General features: G+C 69.3%; 26 protein-coding genes. 6 read left to right on the top strand and 20 right to left on the bottom strand.

All coding sequences use genetic code 11. The features are described from left to right. Positions 1 to 87: 87 nt before the first annotated feature. The gene (locus tag ACE11G_RS05740; RefSeq protein ID WP_045540212.1) at positions 88 to 957 is read right to left on the bottom strand and encodes a GntR family transcriptional regulator; all 870 of its coding nucleotides are present in this window, start codon (positions 955 to 957) and stop codon (positions 88 to 90) included. A gap of 94 nt (positions 958 to 1,051) precedes the next feature. On the opposite strand from ACE11G_RS05740, the gene ACE11G_RS05735 reads away from it, so the two are divergent. Continuing rightward, a complete protein-coding gene (locus ACE11G_RS05735; RefSeq protein ID WP_375003916.1) occupies positions 1,052 to 2,245 on the top strand; it encodes an FAD-dependent monooxygenase in 1,194 nt (397 codons plus the stop codon). On the opposite strand, the gene ACE11G_RS05730 is transcribed toward ACE11G_RS05735, so the two are convergent. The 10 genes from ACE11G_RS05730 to ACE11G_RS05685 all read right to left on the bottom strand — a co-directional run bounded on the left by ACE11G_RS05730 (position 2,246) and on the right by ACE11G_RS05685 (position 11,333). Then, on the bottom strand, positions 2,246 to 3,094 hold the full coding sequence (locus ACE11G_RS05730; protein ID WP_039867181.1) for a DegV family protein: 849 nt from the start codon (positions 3,092 to 3,094) through the stop codon (positions 2,246 to 2,248). Positions 3,095 to 3,136: 42 nt separating this feature from the next. Next, the gene (octT, locus tag ACE11G_RS05725) at positions 3,137 to 3,847 is read right to left on the bottom strand and encodes a diglucosylglycerate octanoyltransferase (protein ID WP_006895979.1); all 711 of its coding nucleotides are present in this window, start codon (positions 3,845 to 3,847) and stop codon (positions 3,137 to 3,139) included. 6 nt (positions 3,848 to 3,853) lie between these two features. Then, complete coding sequence (locus ACE11G_RS05720; protein WP_375003915.1) at positions 3,854 to 4,567, bottom strand: histidine phosphatase family protein; 714 nt, start codon at positions 4,565 to 4,567, stop codon at positions 3,854 to 3,856. Next, complete coding sequence (rsfS, locus tag ACE11G_RS05715) at positions 4,564 to 4,995, bottom strand: ribosome silencing factor (protein WP_006895977.1); 432 nt, start codon at positions 4,993 to 4,995, stop codon at positions 4,564 to 4,566. Before rsfS ends, ACE11G_RS05720 begins: the two co-directional genes overlap by 4 nt. Continuing rightward, entirely contained in the window at positions 4,992 to 5,645 is a 654-nt protein-coding gene (gene nadD / locus ACE11G_RS05710; protein WP_006895976.1) for a nicotinate-nucleotide adenylyltransferase, read from the bottom strand. The genes rsfS and nadD overlap by 4 nt, the downstream gene beginning before the upstream one ends. A gap of 212 nt (positions 5,646 to 5,857) precedes the next feature. Continuing rightward, the gene (locus ACE11G_RS05705) at positions 5,858 to 7,261 is read right to left on the bottom strand and encodes a VWA domain-containing protein (protein WP_222111537.1); all 1,404 of its coding nucleotides are present in this window, start codon (positions 7,259 to 7,261) and stop codon (positions 5,858 to 5,860) included. A gap of 34 nt (positions 7,262 to 7,295) precedes the next feature. Next, positions 7,296 to 8,225, bottom strand: a complete 930-nt coding sequence (locus tag ACE11G_RS05700; protein WP_045539011.1) for a MoxR family ATPase — start codon at positions 8,223 to 8,225, stop codon at positions 7,296 to 7,298. Next, positions 8,222 to 9,511, bottom strand: a complete 1,290-nt coding sequence (locus ACE11G_RS05695) for a glutamate-5-semialdehyde dehydrogenase (RefSeq protein WP_375003914.1) — start codon at positions 9,509 to 9,511, stop codon at positions 8,222 to 8,224. The genes ACE11G_RS05700 and ACE11G_RS05695 overlap by 4 nt, the downstream gene beginning before the upstream one ends. Positions 9,512 to 9,537: 26 nt before the next feature. Next, entirely contained in the window at positions 9,538 to 10,647 is a 1,110-nt protein-coding gene (locus ACE11G_RS05690; protein WP_375003913.1) for a sensor histidine kinase, read from the bottom strand. Continuing rightward, on the bottom strand, positions 10,644 to 11,333 hold the full coding sequence (locus tag ACE11G_RS05685) for a response regulator transcription factor (RefSeq protein WP_039867249.1): 690 nt from the start codon (positions 11,331 to 11,333) through the stop codon (positions 10,644 to 10,646). The genes ACE11G_RS05690 and ACE11G_RS05685 overlap by 4 nt, the downstream gene beginning before the upstream one ends. A 165-nt stretch (positions 11,334 to 11,498) precedes the next feature. Between ACE11G_RS05685 and ACE11G_RS05680 the strand changes: the two genes are divergently transcribed. After that, positions 11,499 to 12,113 carry a DUF305 domain-containing protein gene (locus tag ACE11G_RS05680; protein ID WP_006895970.1) on the top strand — a complete coding sequence of 205 codons (615 nt, stop codon included), beginning with the start codon at positions 11,499 to 11,501 and terminating at the stop codon, positions 12,111 to 12,113. Positions 12,114 to 12,498: 385 nt separating this feature from the next. Here the strand turns inward: ACE11G_RS05680 and ACE11G_RS05675 are convergent, their stop codons facing one another. The 5 genes from ACE11G_RS05675 to ACE11G_RS05655 all read right to left on the bottom strand — a co-directional run bounded on the left by ACE11G_RS05675 (position 12,499) and on the right by ACE11G_RS05655 (position 18,418). Beyond that, the gene (locus ACE11G_RS05675; protein WP_280512903.1) at positions 12,499 to 12,900 is read right to left on the bottom strand and encodes an NUDIX domain-containing protein; all 402 of its coding nucleotides are present in this window, start codon (positions 12,898 to 12,900) and stop codon (positions 12,499 to 12,501) included. A 15-nt stretch (positions 12,901 to 12,915) separates the two neighbouring features. Continuing rightward, entirely contained in the window at positions 12,916 to 13,683 is a 768-nt protein-coding gene (locus ACE11G_RS05670) for an HNH endonuclease family protein (RefSeq protein WP_006895968.1), read from the bottom strand. A 70-nt stretch (positions 13,684 to 13,753) separates the two neighbouring features. Then, positions 13,754 to 14,182, bottom strand: coding sequence for a CBS domain-containing protein (locus ACE11G_RS05665; RefSeq protein WP_062367024.1), 429 nt, complete (start codon positions 14,180 to 14,182; stop codon positions 13,754 to 13,756). A 310-nt stretch (positions 14,183 to 14,492) separates the two neighbouring features. Continuing rightward, complete coding sequence (recG, locus tag ACE11G_RS05660) at positions 14,493 to 16,763, bottom strand: ATP-dependent DNA helicase RecG (RefSeq protein ID WP_375004103.1); 2,271 nt, start codon at positions 16,761 to 16,763, stop codon at positions 14,493 to 14,495. Continuing rightward, complete coding sequence (locus ACE11G_RS05655; protein ID WP_375004102.1) at positions 16,763 to 18,418, bottom strand: DAK2 domain-containing protein; 1,656 nt, start codon at positions 18,416 to 18,418, stop codon at positions 16,763 to 16,765. The genes recG and ACE11G_RS05655 overlap by 1 nt, the downstream gene beginning before the upstream one ends. Before the next feature lie 315 nt (positions 18,419 to 18,733). On the opposite strand from ACE11G_RS05655, the gene rpmB reads away from it, so the two are divergent. Together rpmB and ACE11G_RS05645 are read left to right on the top strand one after the other, a co-directional pair. Beyond that, positions 18,734 to 18,925, top strand: a complete 192-nt coding sequence (gene rpmB / locus ACE11G_RS05650) for a 50S ribosomal protein L28 (protein ID WP_006895964.1) — start codon at positions 18,734 to 18,736, stop codon at positions 18,923 to 18,925. A gap of 141 nt (positions 18,926 to 19,066) precedes the next feature. Beyond that, the gene (locus ACE11G_RS05645) at positions 19,067 to 19,858 is read left to right on the top strand and encodes an enoyl-CoA hydratase/isomerase family protein (RefSeq protein ID WP_006895963.1); all 792 of its coding nucleotides are present in this window, start codon (positions 19,067 to 19,069) and stop codon (positions 19,856 to 19,858) included. A 10-nt stretch (positions 19,859 to 19,868) separates the two neighbouring features. Here ACE11G_RS05645 and ACE11G_RS05640 read toward each other — a convergent pair whose 3' ends face one another. The 3 genes from ACE11G_RS05640 to thiL are packed head-to-tail and all read right to left on the bottom strand — an operon-like array spanning position 19,869 to position 22,062. Next, the gene (locus tag ACE11G_RS05640; RefSeq protein ID WP_006895962.1) at positions 19,869 to 20,546 is read right to left on the bottom strand and encodes a uracil-DNA glycosylase; all 678 of its coding nucleotides are present in this window, start codon (positions 20,544 to 20,546) and stop codon (positions 19,869 to 19,871) included. Beyond that, positions 20,543 to 21,067 carry a gamma carbonic anhydrase family protein gene (locus ACE11G_RS05635; protein ID WP_006895961.1) on the bottom strand — a complete coding sequence of 175 codons (525 nt, stop codon included), beginning with the start codon at positions 21,065 to 21,067 and terminating at the stop codon, positions 20,543 to 20,545. Before ACE11G_RS05635 ends, ACE11G_RS05640 begins: the two co-directional genes overlap by 4 nt. 17 nt (positions 21,068 to 21,084) lie before the next feature. Next, a complete protein-coding gene (thiL, locus tag ACE11G_RS05630) occupies positions 21,085 to 22,062 on the bottom strand; it encodes a thiamine-phosphate kinase (RefSeq protein WP_375003912.1) in 978 nt (325 codons plus the stop codon). Positions 22,063 to 22,141: 79 nt separating this feature from the next. On the opposite strand from thiL, the gene ACE11G_RS05625 reads away from it, so the two are divergent. Further along, positions 22,142 to 22,717, top strand: a complete 576-nt coding sequence (locus ACE11G_RS05625; protein ID WP_062366942.1) for a DUF3515 domain-containing protein — start codon at positions 22,142 to 22,144, stop codon at positions 22,715 to 22,717. Between the two features lie 6 nt (positions 22,718 to 22,723). Here ACE11G_RS05625 and ACE11G_RS05620 read toward each other — a convergent pair whose 3' ends face one another. Next, on the bottom strand, positions 22,724 to 23,734 hold the full coding sequence (locus ACE11G_RS05620; RefSeq protein WP_062367028.1) for an NAD(P)H-dependent glycerol-3-phosphate dehydrogenase: 1,011 nt from the start codon (positions 23,732 to 23,734) through the stop codon (positions 22,724 to 22,726). Between the two features lie 126 nt (positions 23,735 to 23,860). Here ACE11G_RS05620 and cofC point away from each other — a divergent pair, with 126 nt between their 5' ends. Then, positions 23,861 to 24,592: a 2-phospho-L-lactate guanylyltransferase gene (gene cofC / locus ACE11G_RS05615; protein WP_375003911.1), complete on the top strand. Its 732-nt coding sequence runs from the start codon at positions 23,861 to 23,863 to the stop codon at positions 24,590 to 24,592. Positions 24,593 to 24,595: the final 3 nt, after the last annotated feature.

Here is a 24,595-nt window from a genome sequence, read left to right as displayed (position 1 = left end):
CCGCGCGGCGGTGCCGATCCGGCGATCCCGGTCATCTGTGGACCGCTTCGCCGAACTCCACAGACGCGGCGCACGCGTCGAGCCCGCTCAGCTCACGGACGACTCGATGCCGTCGAGGAATCTCCGCAGCGCCGACGTCAACAGCACCTCGGGATCGTACGGGTACCCCACCTCCATGATCCGGCGCATGTTCGGGAACCGATCCGGTGGCGTCAGTCTGCGCAGCTCCGCCACCTGGGTGTCCATCCACTCGTCGTTGCTCATCCCCGTCTCCGCGGCGTCGGCCAGCTCCGGCTCGAGAGTCAGACCCACCGCCCGGATCAGATTCAGCAGGCCGAGATAGTCGGTGAACGCCTGCACCGGATCGAGTCCGGCGGCGTGGAGCGCGGACAGCATCGATTCGGCGAGCGGCATCGCCTGGGGCATGGCCGCGGGCCGGGTCATCGAGAGCGCGCCCGCCAGCCACGGGTGACGGACCATCGTCGCCCACATCGACGTCGCGGCCGCCTCCAGATCGGCGCGCCACTGTCCCGACGCGTTCGGTGCCCGCACTTCGCCGAGGACCCGGTCCACCATCGCGAACTCGAGTTGTTCCCGGCTCGGCACGTACCGGTAGACGGCCATCGTCGGAATCTCGAGCGCCGAGGCCAGCCGTCGCATCGACACCGCGGCGAGCGACTCGGCGTCGGCGATCGCGACGGCCGCGCTCACCACGCCGTCCGCAGTCAGCACGGCGGGGTCGCCGCCGTCCGGTGCGAGCACCACGCTGCCCCGTCCGGGCACCGACTCGATCAGACCGTCCGCCTGCAGCAGCGAGAGCACGCGGCTCGCCGTCGCCATCGCCACGTTGTGGTCGCGCATGATCGCCCGAGTGGATGGGACGGCGTCGCCCGGGCGCAATCGCCCGGTGACGATCCGCATTCGCAGCTCGTCCGCGATCTGCTCCGCTCGGCTCATCTGACCGCCCTTCCCCAGTGCTCTAGTGCACTTTTACGAAAAGTACACGTGAACACCGTATCTCAGTGCACTCGATACGGCGTACGGTCGCACCATGAAGAAGTTGGAGATCCTCATCAGCGGCGCATCGATCGCCGGCCCCGCATCCGCTCTGCTCCTGGCCCGGCAGGGGCACCGGGTCACCGTGGTCGAACGGGCTCCCCGGCTCCGCCCCGGCGGCCAGACCGTCGATCTGCGCGGGGCAGGACGGACCGTGATCGACCGAATGGGACTGACGCCGGCCACCGACGCACGACTGCTCGACCAGCGCGGGATCGCGACGGTCGACGCCCGCGGCCGACGACGCAGCGAACTGCCCGTGGAAGCCTTCGGCGGCAACGGCATCGTCTCGACTCACGAGATCCTGCGCGGCGATCTCGCCGAGGTGCTCGTCGGGGCCGTGCCGGAGTCCGTCGAGTACCTGTGGGACGACTCGGTACGCGCCATCGAACAGCACACCGGCTCGGTGACCGTCTCCTTCGAGCGCGCCCCAGACCGCTCGTTCGACCTGGTCGTCGGTGCCGACGGGCTGAGTTCCGCGGTGCGCCGCGCCGCCTTCGGCCCCGACGACCGCCATCTGCGGCCGATCGGGCTGCGGTACGCCTGGTTCACGGCGACCATCGATCAGCCGCTCGACGGCTGGTATCTGATGCACAACAGCCGCGGCGGCCGAGTGGTGTCGGCCCGCCCGTCACGCGTCGACGGGACGGTCAAGGCCTCGCTCGCCGTCCGCGGAAGCGACCCGGAGCCGCTGCACGACCGCGAGAGCCAGTGGCGCATGCTCGAGGAAGCGTTCGACGGCGTCGGATGGGTGGCGCCCCGATTGCTCGAGCAGATGCGCTCGGCGACCGACTGGGCCTACGCCGATCTCGCTCAGGTGCGGATGGAGCGTTTCGCCTCCGGGCGGGTGGCGCTGGTCGGCGACGCCGGCTACTGCCCGACGCCGCTGACGGGTCTGGGCACCACCCTGGCTCTGGTCGGGGCATACGTCCTGGCCGGTGAGCTCGGGCGTTCCGGCGGCGAGGTCGCGCCCGCGCTCACCGAGTACCAGGCGGTGATGCGGCCGTTCATCGCGCGTACTCAGCAGCTGCCGCCCGGCGGCGCATCAGGGTACGCGCCGTCGAGCCGTGCGGCCGTCGCCCTGAGCCGCTTCTCCTACTGGTCGATGAACAAGTGGCCGATGCGGCCGTTGCTCGCCGGCCAGTTCGCCAAGGCCGACGGCATCGATCTGCCCGACTACGGCGCGTGATCAGCGCAGGGGTCCGAGTCCGTGTCCGAGGCTGATGCCGACCGCCCCCGGCCCCACGTGGCTGCCGAGCACGGCGCCGAGATCGACGACGATGGTGGAGGTGATGTTCTCCAGCCGCCTGCTGATCTGCGCGAGCACCTCGGTCGCCAGGTCGGGGTTCTGACAATGCTGGATCCCGACTGTCACGGCGTCGTCGCCCGCGAGTTCCACGGCGGCGTCGAGCATCTTCGCGACCGCCTTGGTGGACGTGCGATGCCGTTCGCGCAGCGTCAGGAGTCCGTCGGACATGTGCAGGATCGGCTTGATCGCCAACGCCGAACCGAGCAGGTGTCCGGCGGCGCTGATCCGGCCGCTGCGCCGCAGATTGTCCAGCCCCTGCACGCAGAGCAGTGATTCGGCCGTCGCGGCCGCCCGGACCGCGGCCTCGTACACCTCGTCCCGAGACGCGCCGTTCTCGGCCGCCTGAACCGCGGCCATCGTCGTCAGGCCGAGCGAGATCCCGACCGAGCGCGAGTCGACGACGCGGACCTCACCGTCGGTCTGGTCCGCCGCCAGACGCGCGGCGCCCCACGTGCCCGACAGCCTGCGCGAGATGTGCACGGCCACCACCCCGTCGCCCTGGCTGGCCTCCCACGCCTGCGCGTACGCGCGCTTGAGATCGCCGAGGTTGGCACCGGACGTGGTGACCTTCTGGGAGCCGATGACGTCGGGCGGGATCTCGTCGACGCCTTCGGCGTACTGGGCACCGTCCTCGGTGTGCAAGTACAGCGGCACCTGGCCGATCCCGTGCTCGTCGAGGAGTGTCGCGGGCAACCGCGAGGACGAATCGGTGACGACGACGACTGGCACCCCTACACGGTAGCCGGTCGGTTTGGGTGATTCGACGGTGAGTCAGCCGAGAACGGCGCGGACCGCGGGCGTCATGAGCGCGGCGATCCGTCGGTGGGCCTCGAATCCCCAGTGGATGCCGTCCGGGTTCATCTCGACCGCCGGGTCGGCGAACGCCTCCGCCGTCACCGGATAGAAGTCCACGGTCGGCAGTCGGTGGCGTCGCGCCCACTCGCTGATCGCGGCCGTGGTCGGGATCCGGCCCGGGTGGACGTTTCCGTAGTACGGGCTGTCGTGGGTCGGAGGCAGCGCGACGACGACCGGCAGATCCGGCCGCAGGTGCGCGAGCGCACCCCGGATCTTTTCGAAGTAGCGTGCGGTCTCCGCCGGCGGAATGGCCATGGGCCAGCCGATCGGCGACAACCGGGGCTGCAGCCAGCCGTAGGCGCCGCGCACCGCCTGGCGCAGCTTCGCCGGCCGCACGTATCGGATCTGCTCGCGCAGCGCGGTCGGCAGCGGCGACGGCAGCGAGTCCATCCCGCCGAACGCCAGCACAAGGACCTCGGCTTCCGGCACCGCGGCCCACACCCGCGGGTCCTGCGTGATCGCCCACCAGATGTCGCGGCTGGTCCAGCCGATACGCGCGAAGAGTTCGACGTCGCGGCCGGTGTCCGCACCCACCAGGTTGGGCCAGATCCGCGGATCGTCGGCGGCGAGCCCTCCAGTGGCTCCGTAGAAGGACAGGGAGTCGCCCAGCACCATGATCGAACCCATAGCGGTCTACTGCACCGTGCTCTCGGCCGACTCCGCGGAGGCGTTCCAGACGTCCAGACGCCACACCGGTTCCTCACCCGGCAGGGCGTGGCCGGACAACTGCACCCAGCTGGTGTTGGCGAGGCCTCCGAAAATGGGCCAGTTCTCCACCGGCAGCCCGAGCAGACCCGCGGTCAGCGCGGCGATCACCCCGCCGTGCGCCACCAGAACCACCGGCGCCTCGGCGTTCTCGCCCTGCCCCCAGTCGTCGAGACGGTCGACGAGTTCGGTGACCACCGGGACCGACCTGCCCGCCACCTCGACGCGTGACTCACCGTTCGGCGGCGCCCAGTGGGCGTCGTCGCGCCAGTGCCTGCGCGCACCGGGCGCGACGGTGTCCACCTCGGTGTGGGTCATACCCTGCCAGTCGCCCAGATGCGTCTCCCGCAACCGGACGTCGGTCTCCACCTCCTGGCCGGTCACCGCGGCCAGCGCGAGCGCCGTGTCGTAGGCGCGGCGCAGGTCGGAGGAGCGGATCAACCGGGGTCCACGAGTGGCGAGAGCCCGGCCGGCGACGGCCGCCTGCGCCACCCCGACCGGCGACAGCTCGGTGTCGAGTTGACCCTGCATCCGCCGTTCCGCGTTGTACTCGGTCTGTCCGTGGCGCAGCAGGATCAGCCTGCGGACGATCGGAGTCAGCCGTTCGACACTGGTGTCGCCGGCGTCGGGTTCACTTCTCATTCGCCCGTCGCGGATTCTGCGCCGGAGGGTTCGCCGTCGTCCTCGGCGGCGCGATCGCGCGACGGCGGCTCGATGCCGTCGATCTCGATCGCCGGGCAGTCCTTCCAGAGCCGTTCGAGCCCGTAGAAGTCGCGCTCGTCGTCGTGCTGGACGTGCACGACGAGATCGCCGTAGTCGAGCAGCGCCCAACGGCCCTCACGCGTCCCCTCCCGGCGCAACGCCTTGTATCCGGCTTCGCGCAGCTTGTCCTCGATCTCTTCGACGATCGAGTTAACCTGCCGTTCGTTGTCCGCAGACGCGATGAAGAAGGCGTCGGTGATGACGAGCGTGTCGGAGACGTCGAGGGCGACGATGTCGGTCGCCACCTTGTCGGCGGCGGCCAGAGCCGCGATCGTCACCATCTGGCGGGCTTCGGGAGAAGCGGTCACGCGAGGTCCTTTCGGTACAAACCGTGCTTGGCGATGTACTGGACCACTCCGTCCGGTACCAGGTACCAGACCGGGCGTCCCGCGGCGGCGCGTGCACGGCAATCGGTCGAGGAGATCGCCAGCGCGGGGATCTCCAGCATCTGCAGGGCATCGGCCGGTTTGGCCGCCAGATGCTCCATCAGATGTGTGGCATTCAGTTCGTATCCGGGTCGCGAGACTCCGATGAAGTTCGCGAGCTCGAAGAGGTCTTCCCAATCATGCCAGGAGAGGATCGTCTCCAAGGCGTCCGCACCGGTGATGAAGTACAGCTCGTCGTCCGGATAGGTCTTCCGGAGGTCGCGGAGAGTGTCGACGGTATACGTCACGCCTTCGCGATCCACGTCCACCCGACTCACGGTGAACCGCGGGTTGGAGGCGGTGGCGATGACAGTCATCAGGTACCGGTGCTCGGCGGGCGAGACCAGCCGCGACGGGTCGGGCGCGTGGTCGCCCTCCTTCTGCCACGGTCGGCCCGTCGGGACGAAGACCACCTCGTCGAGTCCGAAGCGGTGGGCCACTTCGCTGCCCGCGACGAGGTGCCCGTTGTGGATCGGATCGAACGTCCCGCCCATCACGCCGATCCGGCGGGGCGCGCGTGCGGCCTGTGACATGCCGGTTGAGTCTACCGGGAGCGGTTCGGGCGGCGGTCGCGGGCCGGGGTGCGGGGTCGGGAGGGTTTCGACTCGCTCCGCTCGCTCAACAGGCCTGGGAAGAGTCGCTCAAACAAGCCTGGGGAACGGTCGCTCAACCAGCGTGCAGAAGGGGCGCTCAGCCGGCCTGGGAAGGGGCGCTCAGCAGGCCTGGGGAAGGACGTGCGGGAGTGTCAGACCGGGAGCAGGTCGGCGATCACTCTCGACAGTTGGTCGGCGTTGCGGCACTCGAACATCTCGATCACCTCTGCATACTTGCCGGCGTCCGAGTCGCCGGAGTCCCACGACGACCGGCGTTCCGGGTTGAGCCAGTAGGCGTTGCGGACACGGTCGCGCATCGCGGCGAGGGCGTCGGCGTGCGTCGGGCGGAAGTTGTTGCGCGCATCGCCCAGAATCAGCAGCGCGCTCTTGTGCGTGAGCGAATCGCCGTAGCGGGCGTTGAACCCCTTGAGCATGTGACCGTAGTCGGAGTGGCCGTCGCGCGTGCTGATCGAGGCCTCGGTCAGCATGCGGTGCATCCGGTCGCCGAACTGCTCGTCACCGCTGCCGCGGTCGAAGAACTCGGTGACCTCGTCGACCGTGTCGACGAAGGCGAACACCCGCACATGGGAGAACTGCTGGCGAAGGGCGTACACCAGTTGCAGCGTGAACTGACTGAACCCCGCGACCGAACCGGAGACGTCGCAGATCACGACCAGTTCGGGTTTGCCGGGCCGCGGCTTGCGGCGGCGCAGCTCGATCGGCACGCCGCCGGTCGACATCGAGGCTCGCAGCGTGGCCCGCACGTCCACCTGGCCGTGATGGTTGCGCCTGCGCCGGAACTCGAGCTTCGCGGCCAGCAAGCGCGCGATCGGTGCGATCGTGCGCCGCATCTTGGCCAGATCCTGCGGATTGGCCGAGAAGAAGTCGATCATCTCCGGCAGCTTCGGCACCGCGTACTGGCCGACGGCGTCGCGCCCGCGCACCTCGGCCATGCGGCGCTGCGTCTCGGTCGTCACCGCGTCCCGCAGCCGTTCGGTCGCGTCCCGAGCCGCGCGACGGCTCATCGGATCCGTGCCAGGCCGCCCGCCGGACTCCGTCGGCTCCCCGCCGGCCATCGCCGCCGCGATACGGGCGATCAACGTCTGCGGCGAGATCGCCGTCATCGCCTGATAGGTCGAGTACGCCTCACCGCGCGCGGACTCGTACTGTCCCACCTCGCCGACGATCATCGCGACCAGCTGGTCGAACCGGCCGTCGCTCATCGCCTCGGCATCGGCGAGCACATCCGCGGTCAGCTCCCGCAGGGCCTGCACGTCGACGTTGCCGTCCGCGTCGCGCGGAACCTCCATGGCCGACCGCCGCGCCGCCGAGCCGAGCGGGAACCACAGCTCGAAACACAGATCGAAGGTGTCGCGGTGAGTGTGGTCGCCCAGCAGCGTCGCAGCGAGCCCTTCCCGAAGCGAGTCGCGGTCGAGCAGATCGAGCACGCTCATCGCCTGCCCCGCGTCGATCAGACTCGACGGCCCCACCGTGATGCCGCGGCTGCGCAGGTCGTCCACGAAACCGGTCAGGGTGTCGACGAGCGGCTCCGTCATCGACTGCGTGATCCCATCAGTGACATCCCACCGCTCATCTGTCACCGAGTTTGAGTTCGCGCAGTGCGGTCTTCACATCCGGGCGGTGTTTGAGCACCACTCCCAGGGTCCGCGCCACCAGTGAGTCGTCGATCCGGCCCGACGCGACGTCGGCGCCTGCGGTCATCGCCAGGAGGGTGTTGCCCCAGTCGATGGTCTCCGCCACCGACGGCTTCTTCTTGATGTCGAGGGTCCGCAGCACCCCGACGATCCGCACGATCTCCTCCGCCAACCGGGCAGGCAGCTCCGGCACGCGGGAGGCGAGGATCTCCCGTTCGAGTTGTGCGTCCGGGAAGTCGATGTACAGGTACAGGCAGCGGCGCTTGAGCGCCTCCGACAGTTCGCGATTCGCATTCGACGTCAGGAGCACGATCGGACGGCGGACCGCGGTCACCGTCCCCATCTCCGGAATCGTGATCGCGAAGTCGCTGAGCACCTCGAGCAGCAGACCCTCGATGTCCACGTCGGCCTTGTCGATCTCATCGATCAGCAGCACCGTGGGCTCGGTCCGCGAGATCGCCGTCAGCAGCGGCCGTGCGAGGAGGAACTCCTCGGAGAAGATGTCCCCCTTCGTCGCATCCCAGTCCCGATGACCCGCCGCCTGGATCGCGAGGATCTGCTTGGCGTGATTCCACTCGTACAGCGCCCGGGCCTCGTCGATGCCCTCATAGCACTGCAGCCTGACCAGCTCCGAACCGGTCGCCTGCGCCAGCGCGCGGGCCAGCTCCGTCTTGCCGACACCCGCGGGGCCCTCCACCAACAGCGGCTTTCCGAGCCGGTCGGCGAGGAAGGCCGTGGTGGACGTCGCGTCGTCGGCCAGATAGCCGGTCTGCTTGAGCCGTGACCGGACGTCGTCGACCCCGGTGAACGCGGGCCGCACGTCGTCACGCACGGTGGGACCGCCGAGGTTCTCCGCCGCGCTCATGCGGGACGGATCTGTCCGTCGCCCCACACCAGCCATTTGGTCGAGGTGAGTTCCGGAAGCCCCATCGGCCCACGCGCATGGAGCTTCTGCGTCGAGATGCCGATCTCGGCGCCGAAGCCGAACTGCTCGCCGTCGGTGAACGCCGTGGACGCGTTGACCATGACAGCGGCCGCGTCGACGCGCGAGGTGAACTCGTTTGCCGCCGAGAGACTTCCGGTGATGATCGCTTCGGTGTGACCGGTGCCGTACGCCGCGATGTGCTCGATCGCGGCGTCGATGCCGTCGACCACCTTGAGCGCGATGTCGAGCGAGAGGTATTCGCGGTGCCAGTCGTCCTCCGTGGCGGGTTCCATTCCGGGTTCCTCACCGTGGATCACCACTCCCTGAGCCTGCAGCGCAGAGGTGATCGGAACCAATGCTCGGTCGGCGATCTCGCGGTCGAGCAACACGGTCTCGACCGTGTTGCAGACGCTGGGCCGACGGGTCTTGGCGTTGAGCACGATCCGGGTCGCGACGTCGACATCGGCATCCCGGTGGACGAAGATGTGGCAGTTGCCGGTTCCGGTCTCGATGGTCGGGACCTTGGCGTTCTCGACGATCGCGTTGATCAGTCCGGCACCGCCGCGCGGGATCACCACGTCCACCAATCCGCGCGCCTGGATCAGCGCGGTGACGCTCTCGCGGCTCTCGCTCGGCAGCAACGACACCGCGTTCGGGTCGATCTGGTGGTCGCGCAGCACTCCGCGCAGCACCTCCACCAGCGCCGCGTTGGACGCCGCGGCCGACGACGACCCGCGCAGCAGGACCGCGTTTCCGGATTTGAAGGAGATGCCGAAGCCGTCGACCGTGACGTTGGGGCGGGCCTCGTACACGAATCCGACCACGCCCAGCGGCACCCGCACCTGACGCAGTTCGAGACCGTTGGGCAGGGTCTTCCCGGCCAGTACCTCGCCGATCGGATCGGGCAGCGCCGCCACCTGGCGCAGGCCGCCGGTGATGCCCGCCACGCGCTCCGGGGTCAGACGCAGTCGGTCGACCAGCGACGCCTCGGTGCCTGCTTCCTCGGCGCGACGCACATCGTCGGCATTGGCTGCGAGAACGTCCTCGGCTGCCGAGTCGATTGCATCGGCGGCCGCCAGCAGCACGGCGTTCTTCTGCGCGGTCGTCAGTGGCCCGAGCGTGCGGGCGGCCTTCTTGGCGGCGGTGGCGAGTTCGGTGACCGCGGCCGTGACGTCTGCCGTCACGCCGGCGGTCGCGTCGACCGAATCGGCGGTGGGTGCACTCATGACTCCAGGGTAGCCGCGACGGCCGGTCACACCCGCGGCAGCCGCACGGTGAACGTCGCTCCCCTGCCGGGCCCGTCGCTCGCGGCCGACAGGCTGCCGCCGTGCTGTTCGACCAGAGCCCGCGCGATGGTGAGCCCGATCCCGCTGCCACCGTGGTCCCGATCGCGGGCGGTGTCAGCACGATAGAACCGGTCGAAGACGTGGGAGAGATGGTCGGAGGCGATACCGTCGCCGGTGTCGGCGACCTCGATGACGGCGTCCGGATCGGCACAGCGCGTCCGCAGCGTCACCGCGCCACCGTCAGGAGTGTGCCGCAACGCGTTGGCCAGCAGATTTCCCAGGACTTGGCCTATCCGTGCGGGGTCGGCGCGGACGGCTGTCGCCGCATGCGCCTCCACCCGCAGCGTCACTCCCTTCGCCGCATACGCCTCCCCCGCCGCGGCGGCCGCCGACTCCGCGAGTTCACGATCGGTGGTCCGCACCGGCATCACCGACAGCACGCCCTCCTGCGCCTGCGACACCGCGGTCACGTCCTCGGCGAGACGGCGCAGCCGGCCGGTCGCCGCATGCAGGATGTCCATCGTGTCGGCGTCCGGCCGCCGGACACCGTCCTCGACGGCTTCGAGATACGAGTCGATGGTGGCGAGCGGGGTGCGCATCTCGTGGGCGAGGTCCGAGAGCATCCGGCGGCGCGTCGCCTCGGTCTCCGCCAGCCGTGCGGCGAGCCGGTTCACCGCTGCGGCGAGCGCGTCGAACTCCCGTCCCATTCCGCCGCCGTGCACCCGCACGTCGTATCCGCCGTCCGCGATCCGGGCGGTCGACGCCGCCACCGCCGTGACGGTCCGTTGCGCGCGTCCGGCGAGGTACCAGCTCACCGCGAGCGCGGACACCGTGGCGATCACGGCGGCCAGTCCCCACGACACACCCACGGCAGCGGCGAAGGCGCGTTCGACGTGCATCGCCTCGCTCGAATCGCGGTCGATTCCCGCTTGACGCAGATGCTCACGGAAGATCCCCGGAGCGACGAGCCACGCGATCATCAGTGCGCACGCGGTGGTGGCGACCACCACCGCCGCCATCACGAGCATCAGTCCGGTGCCGACCGCGAACCGGCTCGGCCGACCGGTCGCGGTCATCGCCCGGTGCCCATTCGATAGCCGACGCCGCGAACGGTGCGCACATATCGTCCGTGGGCCGCGTCGTCGCCGAGCTTGCGTCGCACGTGGCCGATGTGGACGTCGACGAGGTGGTCGTCGCCGACCCATTCCGGGCCCCATACGGCGTCGATGAGACGACTGCGCGAGAACACCGTTCCGGGGGCCGACGAGAGCACCTCGAGAACATCGAACTCGGTGCGGGTCAGATGGACCGGCGCGCCTGCCACCCGCACCTCTCGGCCGGGAACGTCGATGGACAGGTCACCGACCACGCGGACCGTGCCCGACCGGCCCGCCGCCGCTCCGGCGAAACCGTTGCGAGGACGCCTCATCCGCGCCTGGATCCGTGCCGACAGCTCGCGCGGACTGAACGGTTTGGTCACGTAGTCGTCCGCCCCGATCGACAGCCCCACCAGCGTGTCGACCTCGTCGGCGCGTGCGGTCAGCATCACCACGTAGGCGTCGGAGAAGGTGCGCAGCCGGCGGCACACCTCCACACCGTCGAGTCCGGGCAACCCCAGATCGAGGACCACCACGTCGGGGTCCACACTTCGCGCGCGGGCCACCGCCTCGCCCCCGTCGCCGGTCACTGTGACCTCGAACCCGTCCCGCTCCAGGTACGACGCCACCAGCGCCGCGATCGCCGCCTCGTCCTCCACCACCATCGCCCGTGCCGACATGGCCTCCATCTTGACCGGAATCCGGCCGGGATCTCATCTACCCGGGTGCCGACGGTCCGGAGCTTGAGCAAACCTTCACAGAAGGGTCATCGAACGAGGCGAGTCCGTGCGGCAGACTGGCTCGAGACCACCACGGAAGGAACGCTCATCGTGAGAACCCGACTCGCCGCCACCACGATCGCCGCCGCAGCTGTCATCGTCGGCGCCGCCGCGTGCAGCCCGAACGAGGAGGCCTCGGACGCCACCCACGACATGTCGAGCATGTCGGCCTCGCACGAGGCTCCGCATTCGTCGCAGGCGTCCGCCGGCACCGAACACAACGAAGCCGACGTGATGTTCGCTCAGATGATGCTCCCGCACCACGAACAGGCACTGGTGATGAGCGACATCATTCTCGCCAAGCCGGGTGTCCCGGGCAATGTCACGGCCCTGGCCAAGCGGATCAAGGACGCGCAGGGGCCGGAGATCGACAAGCTCAAGTCCTGGCTCACGGCATGGAACGAGCCGACGCATTCGTCGATGGACCACGAGATGGACGGCATGCTGTCCGAGGACCAGATCGCTCAGCTGCGCGCCGCACAGGGCACCGACGCCGCCCGGCTCTTCCTCACGCAGATGATCGAGCATCACGAGGGCGCGGTCGACATGGCCAAGGAGGAGATCGCCGACGGCAAGAACACCGACGCGGTCGAGATGGCCCGCGACATCGCCGACTCCCAGCAGTCCGAGATCGATGAGATGAAGGCGATGCTGAAGGGCTTGTGAGTCACCCCCAGGGTCATTGAGTGAACGCAGCGCTCCCAGGCTCATCGAGCGAGCGCAGCGAGTCGAAATCCCCCACCCCCGGTTTCGACTCGCTGCGCTCGCTCAACCACCGAGCACGAGAGTTCGACCCGCCGCAGAGCGCACCCTCCCCCAGGCCTAATGAGGCGAGCACAACATCCGCTCGCTCAACCACCGAGCACCAGAGTTCAGCCCGCCGCCGAGCGCACCCTCCCCAAGCGCATTGAGCGAGCGCAGCGTCCCCAGGGTTCTTGAGCGAGGACGAGAGTTCAGCCACCGCCGAGCGCCCTCCCCAGGCTTATTGAGCGAGCGCAGCGAGTCGAAATCACCGCACCGACAGCCAAGCCGAGAGGAGTCGCTCGACCCTTTAATCGACGGGCGACAAGACGGGGAACACCGCGTCGCGCAACAGCGGTGCGATGTCGGCTCGGCTCCGGTCGGTGGGCTCGACCCACGCGATCTCGGCGATCTCCGCACTCGCCGCGGGAACGCCGACCACAGGGTGCTCGAAGACCTCCGCGACGACGACGTGACCGGGTTCGTTCGCGGCGTCGGCTTCGAACGTGCCGAGAGCACGCAGTGAACTCTCATCCAGGTGCACTCCGAGTTCCTCCCGCGCCTCGCGTACCGCGGCTGACGCGAAACTCTCCCCCGGATCGAGCTTTCCGCCGGGGAACATGAACAGCGACGACCCGCGTTTGCGCACTACGAGCACGCGGCCCACCCGGTCGCGCATCACCACGGCGCTCACCACGATTCGACGATCCACTGTTCTCCCACCCGCTCAGCACGACCTCAGGACCGCACCGAGGATATCTCTCGACGGAACGTCGATCGGGAGTCCGTACGCGGTGAGGACGGCCACGAACTGGACCGCGTACTGGCAGTGAAAGGCACGCAGCGGCGGCATCCAGCGAGCCGGTTCAGCATCCGACTTCGCCTGGTTGCTGGCACCGTCCACCGCGACGAGGTTCGCCGGGTCGTTGGCGAACGACCATCGGCGCGGCGCCGGCCACCTCGACGCCCCCAGGTCCCAGGCGTAAGAGAGCGGAACGATGTGATCGATCTGCACTGCCGCCGAACCGCGACCGCGCTGGAATCCGATCGTCCGGCCGGTGTACGGGCTGGTCAGCGTGCCTGAGGCGACAGCACTCGGGCACGACGACGTACCGGTTCGCGCCGAAACCACGAGGTCGCGGGCGAGGATGTCGTTGCGGGTGTCGCAGGCATTGCCGCCGCCCCGCACCGCCGCATCGTCTGTCCACGCCGGACCGAAGGCGTCCCGGTCGTACGACGAGTCGTGAGGCGGCCGTCGGCCGAGGACGGGAAGCGCAGACAACGCGGCGCGCGCCCGTACAACGGCAGCCGCCGGCACCTTCGAAGGCGTGTGCGGAAGACCTGCCCCGACCGCGACCACTGCGGACGTGACCGCGAAGACCACGACGATCGTCCACTGCCGGACGGTGAGCCGAATCCGCCCGGGTCTGCGCCGCGACCGACTCCACCGCCATCGCTGAGCGGCCGCACGCGGCAGGCCGAGAAGACGCCCCATGCTCCTTAGACGCAGCCGCGACGGTCGCGGTTCCGCGACACGCGCTCAGCGCTGGATGTAGCGCACGCGCTCAGTGCTGGATATAGCGCACCAGATGTTCACGCTCGGTCTCCAGCTCATCGATCGCGCTCTTGACCACGTCCCCGATACTGATGATCCCGACCAGCGCCCCGTCGTCGAGGACCGGGAGGTGACGGACGCGGTGTTCGGTCATCGTCTCCCGCAGGCCCTCGATCTCGTCGCCGGGAGAGCAGGTGTGCACGATGGGAGTCATGATCCGGCCCACCGGACCGTCGAGGATGTCCGCGCCGCCCGAATGCAGCCTGCGAACCACGTCGCGTTCGGAGACGATGCCGGCGAGTGCACCGCCCTCGTCGATCACCACCACCGCCCCGATGTTCCACTCGTCGAGCGTCGCCAGCAGACTGCGCACCGTGGATGCGGCGCCCACGGTGATCACTCCGCTGCCCTTCTTGCTCAGGATCTGGGAAATCCGCATTTCGCCGTCCTCCACCCGTTCGGTGAGCTGAATTCGACATCTCCAGGGTCCGCCAAAACTCGCCGAAAGACCAGACCCTGTCGCACCGCTCCCGCGCCGGTTGACGAGCGGGTACGGGCGCGACGGGGTTCCCAGCCCGGGGATGCGGTGGTTTCGACTCGCTGCGCTCGCTCAACCAGCGGGAGGGGAGCCGCTCAACCAGCGCGGGAGGGGAGCCGCTCAACCAGCGGGAGGGGAGCCGCTCGACCAGCGCGGGCGGGAGCCGCTCAACCAGCGCGGGCGGGAGCCGCTCGACCAGCGGGCGAGACGGTCACGACTTGTCGAGGTACTCGGCGCGGGAGGGCAGCAGGATTGAATGCACGAGATCGGCGAGTGGTTGGTGCGCCACCAGATCCGGATCGTCGAGCACGATCTGCTCCGCGAGGTCGCGGGCATCCGCGATGACCTCGGTGTCGTCGAGCAGCGAGAGGAAGCTCAACGAACTCTTGCCGCCCGACTGCAACGATCCGAGGATGTCTCCCTCGCGTCGCTGTGCGAGGTCGACGCGGGCGAGCTCGAAGCCGTCGTTGCTGGCCTCGACAGCACGGAGACGCTCCATCGACGGCCCCACGTCGCTCGCCGTCGTCATCAGCAGGCACAGCCCGGCATGACGACCGCGTCCCACGCGACCGCGGAGCTGGTGCAACTGGCTCACGCCGAACCGTTCGGCATTGACGATCGCCATCATGGTGGCGTTCGGGACGTCGACGCCGACCTCGATCACGGTGGTCGCGACCAGCACGTCCACGTCTCCGCGGGTGAAGCCGTCCATGACGTCGTTCTTCTCGTCGGCGGGCAGCCGACCGTGCAGGATGCCGATGCGGCGGCCCGCGAGCGGTCCCGCCTCCAACTGTTCGGCGAGGTCCAGCACGGAGACGGTGTCGTCGTCGGGCTCCTGATCCTTGGCGGCCTTCTTCGACTTCTTCACGTTGGTCTGTTCGTCGCCGATCTTGGTGCACACCACATACACCTGTCGGCCGGCGTCGATCTCCTCATTGGCCCGTGCCCAGACCCGGTCCACCCACTTCTGGTTGCGCATCGGCACCACGCTGGTGGCGATGGGCTGCCGGCCTCGCGGCAGTTCGGTCATCACCGACGTCTCGAGATCACCGAAGGTGATCATCGCGACGGTGCGGGGAATCGGAGTCGCCGTCATCACCAGGAAGTGCGGCCGGGTCTCGTCGCGACCCTTGGACCGCAGGACGTCGCGCTGTTCGACACCGAAGCGGTGCTGTTCGTCGACCACGACCATCCCGAGATCGAAGAACTCCACATGTTCTTCCAGCAGTGCGTGCGTGCCGATGACGATGCCCGCCTCCCCGGTGACCGCGTCGAGCAGCGTCTGGCGTTTGGCCGCGGTCCCGAGCGATCCGGTCAGCAGTCCGACGCGGGTCGCACCGTCGGCGGCGCCCAGTTCACCCGCTCGCGCGAGGTCTCCGAGCATCGTCATCACGGTGCGGTAGTGCTGGGCGGCGAGGACCTCGGTGGGTGCGAGGATCGCGCACTGGTGGCCGTTGTCGACCACTCGGAGCATCGCGAGCAGAGAGACGAGGGTCTTGCCGGAACCGACCTCGCCCTGCAGCAGCCTGCTCATCGGGTGCTCGCCGGCGAGGTCCTCGCCGATCTCCGCGAGAACGTCGCGCTGGCCGCCGGTGAGTTCGAACGGCAACCGTTCCAGGAGCCGATCCTCCAGGCCGCCGGGAACGTGCGGGCACGAGCGCGCCGACTCCGAGACCGCGCTCAAACGCCTGCGGGCGAGCTCGGTCTGCACGGCCAGCGCTTCGTCGAACTTCAGCCGAGCGCGTGCGGCCTCGATGTCGTCGAGGCTGTCGGGCAGGTGGATGCGGCTGATCGCCTCGTCGGCCGTGATCAGACCGCGTTCGGCGCGCTGCGCCTCCGTGAGCGGGTCCTCGGCGGGCACCGTGTCCGCCAGCACCTGCCGCACCGCACGCCAGATCTCCCAGGTCTGAACGTCTTTGGTGGCCGGATACATCGGGATGATGTCGCGCGAGAAGTTCGCGACGTCGTCGGGCGACGCCGTGGATCCATGCGAGCCCTTGCCCTCCGACTCTGCTTCCTCGGCGGCCAACTCGCCGATCATGGCGGCGTTCCCCACGACGTCGATGCCGTCGTCCTCGGGCAGCACCATCCAGTCCGGATGCGACAGCTGGATCTGGTCGCGGAAGAGCTTCACGGTGCCGGCGAGCGCGACACGGGTACCCGGTCGCAGCACCTTCTGGATCCATCGGGCGTTGAAGAAGCTCGCCTCGTAGTCGGCGCGGCCGTCGTTGACCACGATCTTGAGAAACTGTCCGTACCTGCGCTTCATCTGGATCATCTGCGCCTTCTTGATGCGCCCGATCACAGTGATCCACTCGCCTACCTCCGGGCGCTCGGACTCCGACAGATGACCGCGCCGCAGGTACCGGCGCGGCACGTAGCGGAGCAGTTCACCGACCGTGGTCAGTTCCAGTCCGGCCAGTTTCTTCAGCAGCGCCGGGTCCACCGACGAGTCGGTCAGCGGCGAGGCGGCGGTCAGCATCATTCGACGCCGACCTGCAACAGGTGCGACGACTGTCCGGTCTCGTACAGCGCCAGTTCGATGCCCGGGTAGTGCGCGTGCAGATGCTCGGCAATCGCCTCCCGCGTCCGTTCGTCGAGGTCCCGGCCCGCGAGCACGGTCACCAGCTCGCCGCCGGTCGCGAGCATCAGATCGAGCAGCGCGGTGGCCGCCTGCCGCTGCTCGGGTGCGATGACCAGCACATCGGAGCCGATGAGTCCGAGGGTGTCGCCGATCTCGCAGGTGCCTGCCAGAGTCATCATCTTGGTGTTGGAGTGCATCAATGAGCCCCAGCGCGTGTTCGCGGCCGCCTCGGCCATGGCGAAGGCGTCCACGTCGGGCTCTTCGATCGGATCGTGCACGGCCAGGGCGGACAGGCACTGCACCATCGACAGCGTCGGCAGGAAGACCACCGACCGTTGGGGCGAACGCGCCTGCGCGCCCACCTGTACCAGATCCTGCGAGGACATCATCCCGTTCCCCATCACGATGACGTGGGCGCTGTCGGTCGCGCGGATCGCCTTCGAGAGCGTCGCCGGTTGGACGCCGTGATCGGCCCGGACCACTGCCGCTCCCGCCTCGGCGAAGAGTTGTTCGGCGCCGTCGCCGGTGACCAGGACGACGACGGCCCGTTTGAACCGCGGCGGCGGCTCGTTGGCCCCCGGCGCGGCACGGATGGCGTCGAGCGCGAAGCAGCTGATCCGGATGTCGGTGAGCCGACCCAGTTCGATCCCGGCTTCGACCGCGGCCCCGGGGTCGTCGGTGTGCACATGCACGGAGAACCGCTCGCCGTCGGCGGAGCTGTCGCCGACGATCACGACCGAGTCGCCGAGTTGTCCGAGCCGGTCGCGGAGCGCGCCGATCTGCGCTCCTTCGGCGCCGTCGAGCAGATACATCACCTCGAAGTCGGTGTCGCCGGCACCGCCGCACTCTCCGGTCTCGTGGCCCGCACCGTGCACACTCGAGGTGAGGATGCCGCGGTAGGCGCGGCGCTTGTTGGCGACGCCGGTGACGACCAGCACGAGCGCGTCGGCCATCACCAGGAAGCCTCGTGCACCGGCGTCCACCACGCCCGCGCTCGCGAGTTCGGGCATCTGCTCGGGCGTGAGCTCGAGTGCTTCGGCGCAGTCGTCGGCCACCGCGCGCGCCAGATCCGCCGGTGAGCCGGCGACATTGGCCGCAGCCGAATCCGCCGCGACCTGCAGCAGAGTGAGAACGGTTCCCTCCCTCGGCTCGCTGACGGCACGCCGGGCCGCGAGGGCGCCGAGACGCAGCCCGTTCTTGCACAGTCGATTGAAACTGTGGTCGTTCTCGGCCATCGCGAGATCGACCGCGTCGGCGATCCCGACCAGGACCTGCGAGAGAATGACGCCGGAGTTGCCGCGAGCGCATCCGACGGCCGCCTCCGCGAGAGTGCGGGTCACCGCGGGCAGATCGGCCGCGCCGTCGAGTTCGTCGAGGACCGCGAGCGCGCCGGCCATCGTCTGCGCCATGTTGCTTCCGGTGTCCGAATCGGGGATCGGGAAGACGTTGAGGTCGTTGATCTCCGGACGCAGAGCCTCGAGGCCGTCGGCGCAGGCACGTGCCCAGTCCCTGATGAGCTGAGGATTGACCGCGGTACTGCTGTCTCCGGTCATCAACCGCACGACCACCCCGCCTTCCCGTCGCTCTCCGCCGGCCCGTCGCGATCCTCGTGCGCGGTCGCCGAACCGCCGGTGAACCTCGATGTGCCCCGAGGTTACCGCCCGCCCCCGACACTCGGACAGGTACTGTCGCGGCGTCTGGTCCGGGCCCCTCGCCGAGGTCGCCGGGACTCTCGCGTTCCGGCGCCGATTTGGACACCCGAGGTCTGCGCGGTTATTCTATTCGGGTTGCCGATCGTCGCGGCGCGCACCGCAGCGCCCGCTATCGGCTGACCACTGACCCAAGTTTTCTACCAAGGGAGTTCGATCATGGCTGCCGTTTGTGACGTTTGTGGCAAGGGCCCCGGCTTCGGCAAGTCGGTCTCGCACTCGCATCGGCGCACCAACCGCCGCTGGAACCCGAACATCCAGTCTGTGCGCGTCGAGGTCGCCCCGGGCAACAAGAAGCGCAAGAACGTGTGCACCTCGTGCCTCAAGGCGGGCAAGACCGTCAAGGCCTGAGCGCACCAAGCGTGAGGAGATCGCCGTCCGGCAGTGCCGGGCGGCGATTTCGTCGTCTCCGGAGTCGCCGAGTGCACCTGTCCGGCGCGGACGGCAACCACCCGGACCGGCCGGCGACGAGCGTTCCGTAGAGTACTCGCCATGGCCTCTGATCTGATCCGCGTCGACGACGACGGCGTTCTGAACCTCACCATCTCGACCGGCGATGCGGGAACCGCTCTCGATCACGCTCTGGTCCTGGAGTCACGCGAGGCGCTGCGCGCCGTCACCCGGGGAAAGCTCGAGGCGGGTGCGGTGCTGCTCCGCGGTGCTGGCAAGAACTTCTGCGCGGGTGGCAATGTCGCGGCGTTCGCGGCGGCCGACGACCGCAGCGACTACCTGCGGGGCCTGGCCGACGATCTGCATTCGACGATCGAGTTCCTCTACGAGACGGAGCTTCCGGTGGTCGCCGCGGTGAAGGGCTGGGCCGCCGGCGCAGGCATGAGCCTCGTTCTGCACGCGGACATCGCGATCGGCGGTCGCGCCACCAAGATGCGTCCCGCCTATCCCGGAATCGGACTGTCGCCCGACGGCGGCATGTCATGGCTGCTCCCCCGCGTCGTGGGCGCGGCCCGCGCACGGCACATCATCATGACCGACCAGATCCTGGACGCCGACCGCGCGCTGGACCTCGGCATCCTGTCGGAGATCGTCGACGACGCTTCCGTCGAGCAGACCGCCCACGACGTCGCGGCCGGGCTCGCCTCCGGACCGCGCGGCTCCTACCGCGCGATCCGCCGTCTGCTGCACCACAGCGCCACCAGCACCCTCGGCGATCAGCTCACCGCGGAGTCGGCCTCGATCGCAGCCCTCGGATCCACGCCCGAGGGCGTCGAGGGAGTCGACGCCTTCGTCGCCAAGCGCGCGCCGGACTACGCCGCCGCCCGCCGGTAGTCCGACCGGATCAGGGCAGACGCCAGTCCACCGGATCGCCGCCGAGATCGAGCAGTTCCTCGTTGGCGCGGGAGAAGGGTCGCGAACCGAAGAACCCGCGCGACGCCGAGAGCGGCGACGGGTGGGGCGATTCGATGACCGGGACGTCGGGCAACCACTTCACCAGCTGCCGGGCGTCGTTGCCCCACAGGATCGCCACCATGGGCTCGTCGCGCGCGGCCAGCGCTTTGATCGCGCACTCGGTCACCTCTTCCCACCCCTTGTTGCGGTGGGACGCCGGTTCGCCCGGGCGCACCGTCAGAACTCTGTTGAGAAGGAGAACGCCCTGCCGCGCCCACGGCGTCAGATCGCCGTTGGCCGGACGGGGATAACCGAGGTCTTCGCAGTACTCCTGGTAGATGTTCTGCAGCGATCGCGGAATCGGGCGGACGTCCGGCGCCACGGAGAAGCTCAGTCCCACAGCGTGCCCCGGCGTGGGATAGGGATCCTGTCCGACGATGAGAACCCGGACGTCATCGAAGGGCTGCGCGAACGCGCGCAGCACGTTCTCTCCGGCGGGCAGGTAGCGACGGCCGACCGCGATCTCCTCGCGCAGGAATCGGCCCATCCGTGCGACCGTCTCCTCGACCGGCGCCAGTGCCTGAGCCCAACCGGGATCGATCAGCTCGGCCAACGGCTTGGCGCTCACGCGTCGAGCCTCCGGAGGCTCTTCCGGTAGTACTGGGCGTTCTGGTAGTAGAGCTCGGTGTTCTGCTGCAGATGGCCCTCCGGAACCTGATAGCCCTCGCGGAGGCGGGCCGGGACGCCGAGCACCATCGACCGCTCGGGAACCGTGAAGCCGTACGACACCACCGCACCGGCGCCGACCACCGAGCCCGCGCCGATCACCGAACGGTTCAGGACCACCGAACCCGAAGCGATCAGGCATTCGTCGCCGATCGTCGATCCCTCGATATGCGCGTTGTGCCCGACGACGCAACCGGCGCCGATCACGGTGGGCTCGGTGAAGGTGCAGTGCACCACCGTGCCGTCCTGGATGTTGGTGCGGTCGCCGACGGTGATGGTCCCGTAGTCGCCGCGGAGCACCGCTCCCGGCCAGATCGAGACCCCGTCGCCGAGCGTCACCGCACCGATGACGGTCGCGTCGGGATGAATGAAAACGTCTGTGCCGAGAACCGGCTCACGATCGCCGAGTGCGTAGACAGCCATACGTCGATCTAATCAGGTCAGGTCTCGGTGAACGATTGCCACCCGCGGATCTCTCCGACGGCCGCGCCGTCGATGCGGGCATCGGGCTCGCCGTCGGACACCGTCCCGATCACCGTCCAGCACGCGGGGACCGCCGAGGGATCGAAGGCCGCGAGCAGCTCGTGTTCCTCGCCGCCCGCGAGGGCCCATCGCGCGGGGTCGACGCCGAGCGCAGCCCCGAGTTCGGCGAGCCCGCGGACCTGGGGAACCGACGCCGAATCGATGTCGATCCGTACCTGCGAAGCCTCCGCCATCGTGATGATCTCCTCCACGAGGCCGTCGGAGACGTCGGTCATCGCCCGGGCGCCCGCCAGCGCCGCCACGCGCCCTTGCCCCAGATCCGGCCGCGGGAGGCGGTAGGCCTCGACCAGATCGGAGAACTGCTCCAGCAGAAGGGGATCCGCCCCGTGCTCGACGGCGGACAGAGCCGCCAGACCGCCTGCCGGACCGCCGAGCGGACCGCTGAGCGCGAGCACCTCGCCGCCGCGCGCACCCGACAGCGCCACCGCCTGCGTGCCGTCGAGAACACCGAGGGAGGTCACGGTCAGCACCACCTCCGACGAGGACACGAGGTCGCCGCCGAGCACCCGCGCCCGATACCTGTGGGTCTGGTCGACGATGCCGGCGTTGAGCTCGAGCACGCGCTCCACCGGGGTCTGCGGCGGGCAGCCGATCGACACGACGACGCCGGTGAGGACCCCGCCCATCGCCGCGATGTCGGCGGCGCTCTGGACCACCGCCCGTGCCCCGATCTGCCGCGGAGTCGACCAGTCGAACCGGAAGTGCCTGCCCGCGACCGCTGTGTCGGTGCTGACCACCACCGGTCCGGTGGGCGCGAACACCGCTGCATCGTCGCCCGACCCGATCACCAGATCGTCGGTGTCACCGCCCGACGCCGCGGCAGTGGTGAACATCGCGACCAGCGCGCGTTCTCCGACTTCACCCACTGTCTTCATCGGGCCGATGCTACCGCCGGCGCACCGCGAACGGTCGCACCGATTTCCACGGACGCAGTCCATCGATCACACTGGCAGCATGAGCGACGGCACCGGGAACACTCCAACGGAGAAGGCTCAGGACGGCCAGACCGCGGCCGATGAGGGACCGCGATTCAGTCCGGCGATGATCGCCACCCTGGTGGCCGTCCCGGTCATGGTGATCGCCGGCTTCATCACGTACGCGGCGCTGCACTTCTCCGCCGACGACACCCCGCCGTCACCGGTCGAGTCGTACACGACCACCGCCGCCGACGCCGCCCGCTGCGCCGAGTTCATCAAGAAACTGCCCGATGAGCTCGGCGACTTCGAGGGCAAGTCGGTCGACGGGACCACCGTCCGATGGACCAGAGCCGACTCCGACCCGGTTGTGGTGCGCTGCGGTGTCGAGCGGCCCCACGAACTCGCGCCGACGAGTTCACTGCAGGTGATCAACCCGGTCCAGTGGTTCATCACCGACACGATCGAGGGCCGCGGTCAGGCGTACGTGAGCGTCGACCACCGCCCCTACGTGGCCGTGTGGGTGCCCGCGGGTGCCGGCAACGCGCCGATCACCGACGTCTCGGCGTTGATCGAGAAGAATCTGCAGCGAGCCCCGCTCGACTTCGGCCGCTGACGCGGTTCAGGCCCGCCCGTACACCTCCGGTTTGGTGCTGCGCCCGAGCAGGGAACTGACCATGTCCGACACCGACATGCCCTCGTGGCACACCTGATGGACGGCCTCGGTCAGCGGCATCTCCACCCCGTGCGCCTTCGCCAGCGCCAGCACCGACGAGCACGATTTGACGCCCTCGGCCACCTGCCCGTTGGTCGCCGCCTGAGCCTCGGCCAGGCTCGCGCCCTCGCCTAGGCGGGCACCGAAGGTTCGGTTGCGCGACAGCGGCGATGAGCACGTCGCCACGAGGTCGCCGATGCCCGCGAGACCGGCGAGGGTGGTGATGTCGGCGCCCAGTGCCACTCCCAGCCGAATGGTCTCGGCGAGACCGCGCGTGATGATCGTCGCCAGCGTGTTCTCGCCGAAGCCCATCCCGGACGCCATGCCGCATGCGAGCGCGATCACGTTCTTCGCTGCTCCGCCGATCTCGCAGCCGACGACGTCGACGTTGGTGTACGGACGGAAGTATCCGGTGGCGAACGCCTCCTGCACACGAACCGCCTGGGCCTCGTCGACGCATGCGATCACGGTGGCGGCGGGCTGTCCCTGCGCCACCTCTTTCGCGAGGTTGGGTCCGGTCAGCACCGCGATCTGCCGAGCCGGGAACCCGGTGACCTCGGCGATCACTTCGCTCATCCGCTTACCGGAACTCGTCTCGACGCCCTTGGCGAGGGACAGCAGGATCGCATCGGCGGGCAGATGCGGTCGCCAGATCTCGAGGTTGGCACGCAACGACTGCGAGGGCACCGCACACACCACCAGTTCGGCGCCGGCCAGCGCCTCCTCCACGGAGCCGACGGCCCGCAGACTCTCGGGCAGCGCGATACCCGAGAGGTAATCGCGATTCTCGTGGGCGGTGTTGATCTGCTCCACCAGCTCCGGACGGCGAGCCCAGATCTTCACCTCGTTGCCCGCATCGGCGAGCACCTTCGCCACCGCGGTGCCCCACGACCCAGCACCCATCACTACTGCACGCACTCGCGACTCCTCCACCCACGACCGGTAACTGCGGTCCACCCTAGCGCCACCTCGCCACGGCTCAGCGCCGATCGCCGGGGTCGGCTCGACGGCCCGGCAAGCGGCCCGGCCCGTCGGTGCTGCACCATGGTGAACATGCGCGACCCGCTCCCGATAGCCGTCGTCCTGGCCGTGAAACGGCTGGACCACGCGAAGTCACGGCTGGCCGGGGCCCTGCCCTCCGACGAGCAGCGCCGGAGCCTGGTGACCGCGATGCTCGGCGACACGCTCGAGGCGGTCCGGGAGGCGGGCGTCGCGCAGGCGGCTATCGTCACTCCCGACCCCGCCGTGCACGTCGCCGTCCGCGAGCACGGTGTCCGGGTACTCGACGAGCCCGAGGAGGCCGGCGCCGCGCCGCGCCGATCACCGTTGAACGCAGCGCTGGCGCATGCGATCGCGGCCGTCTCCCCGACCGCCGCGCTGATCGCCGCGTTGCAGGCCGACCTCGCCGCGCTCGACGCGCTCACGCTCGCCGAGGTACTGGACGAGGCGGCCGCAGCCATCGCCGGAGGCGCCCCCGCCGCCTTCGTCGCCGACCGCTCCGGAGAGGGCACGGCGCTGCTGGTGGTGCGCGCCCAGCACCCCGTCGAACCGCGATTCGGTGCGCGGTCGGCGTCGGCGCACCGAGCGGCCGGAGCGGTTGAGCTCGATCCCGGGCGGCTGCGGTGGGCCCGGCTGCGCACCGACGTCGACACGCCCGCGGATCTGGCCGCCGCGGTCGAACTCGGCGTCGGGAGACGCACGGGCGCGGCACTCCGGGCGTCCCGACACTCCGGTGAACCAAACCGTCCGGCTGACAGGACAGCATCGGACCGATAGTCC

Source organism: Gordonia sp. PS3, from assembly GCF_041950545.1.
Classification (GTDB): Bacteria; Actinomycetota; Actinomycetes; order Mycobacteriales; family Mycobacteriaceae; genus Gordonia; species Gordonia sihwensis.
This window is presented reverse-complemented; position numbering and strand designations above follow the sequence as displayed.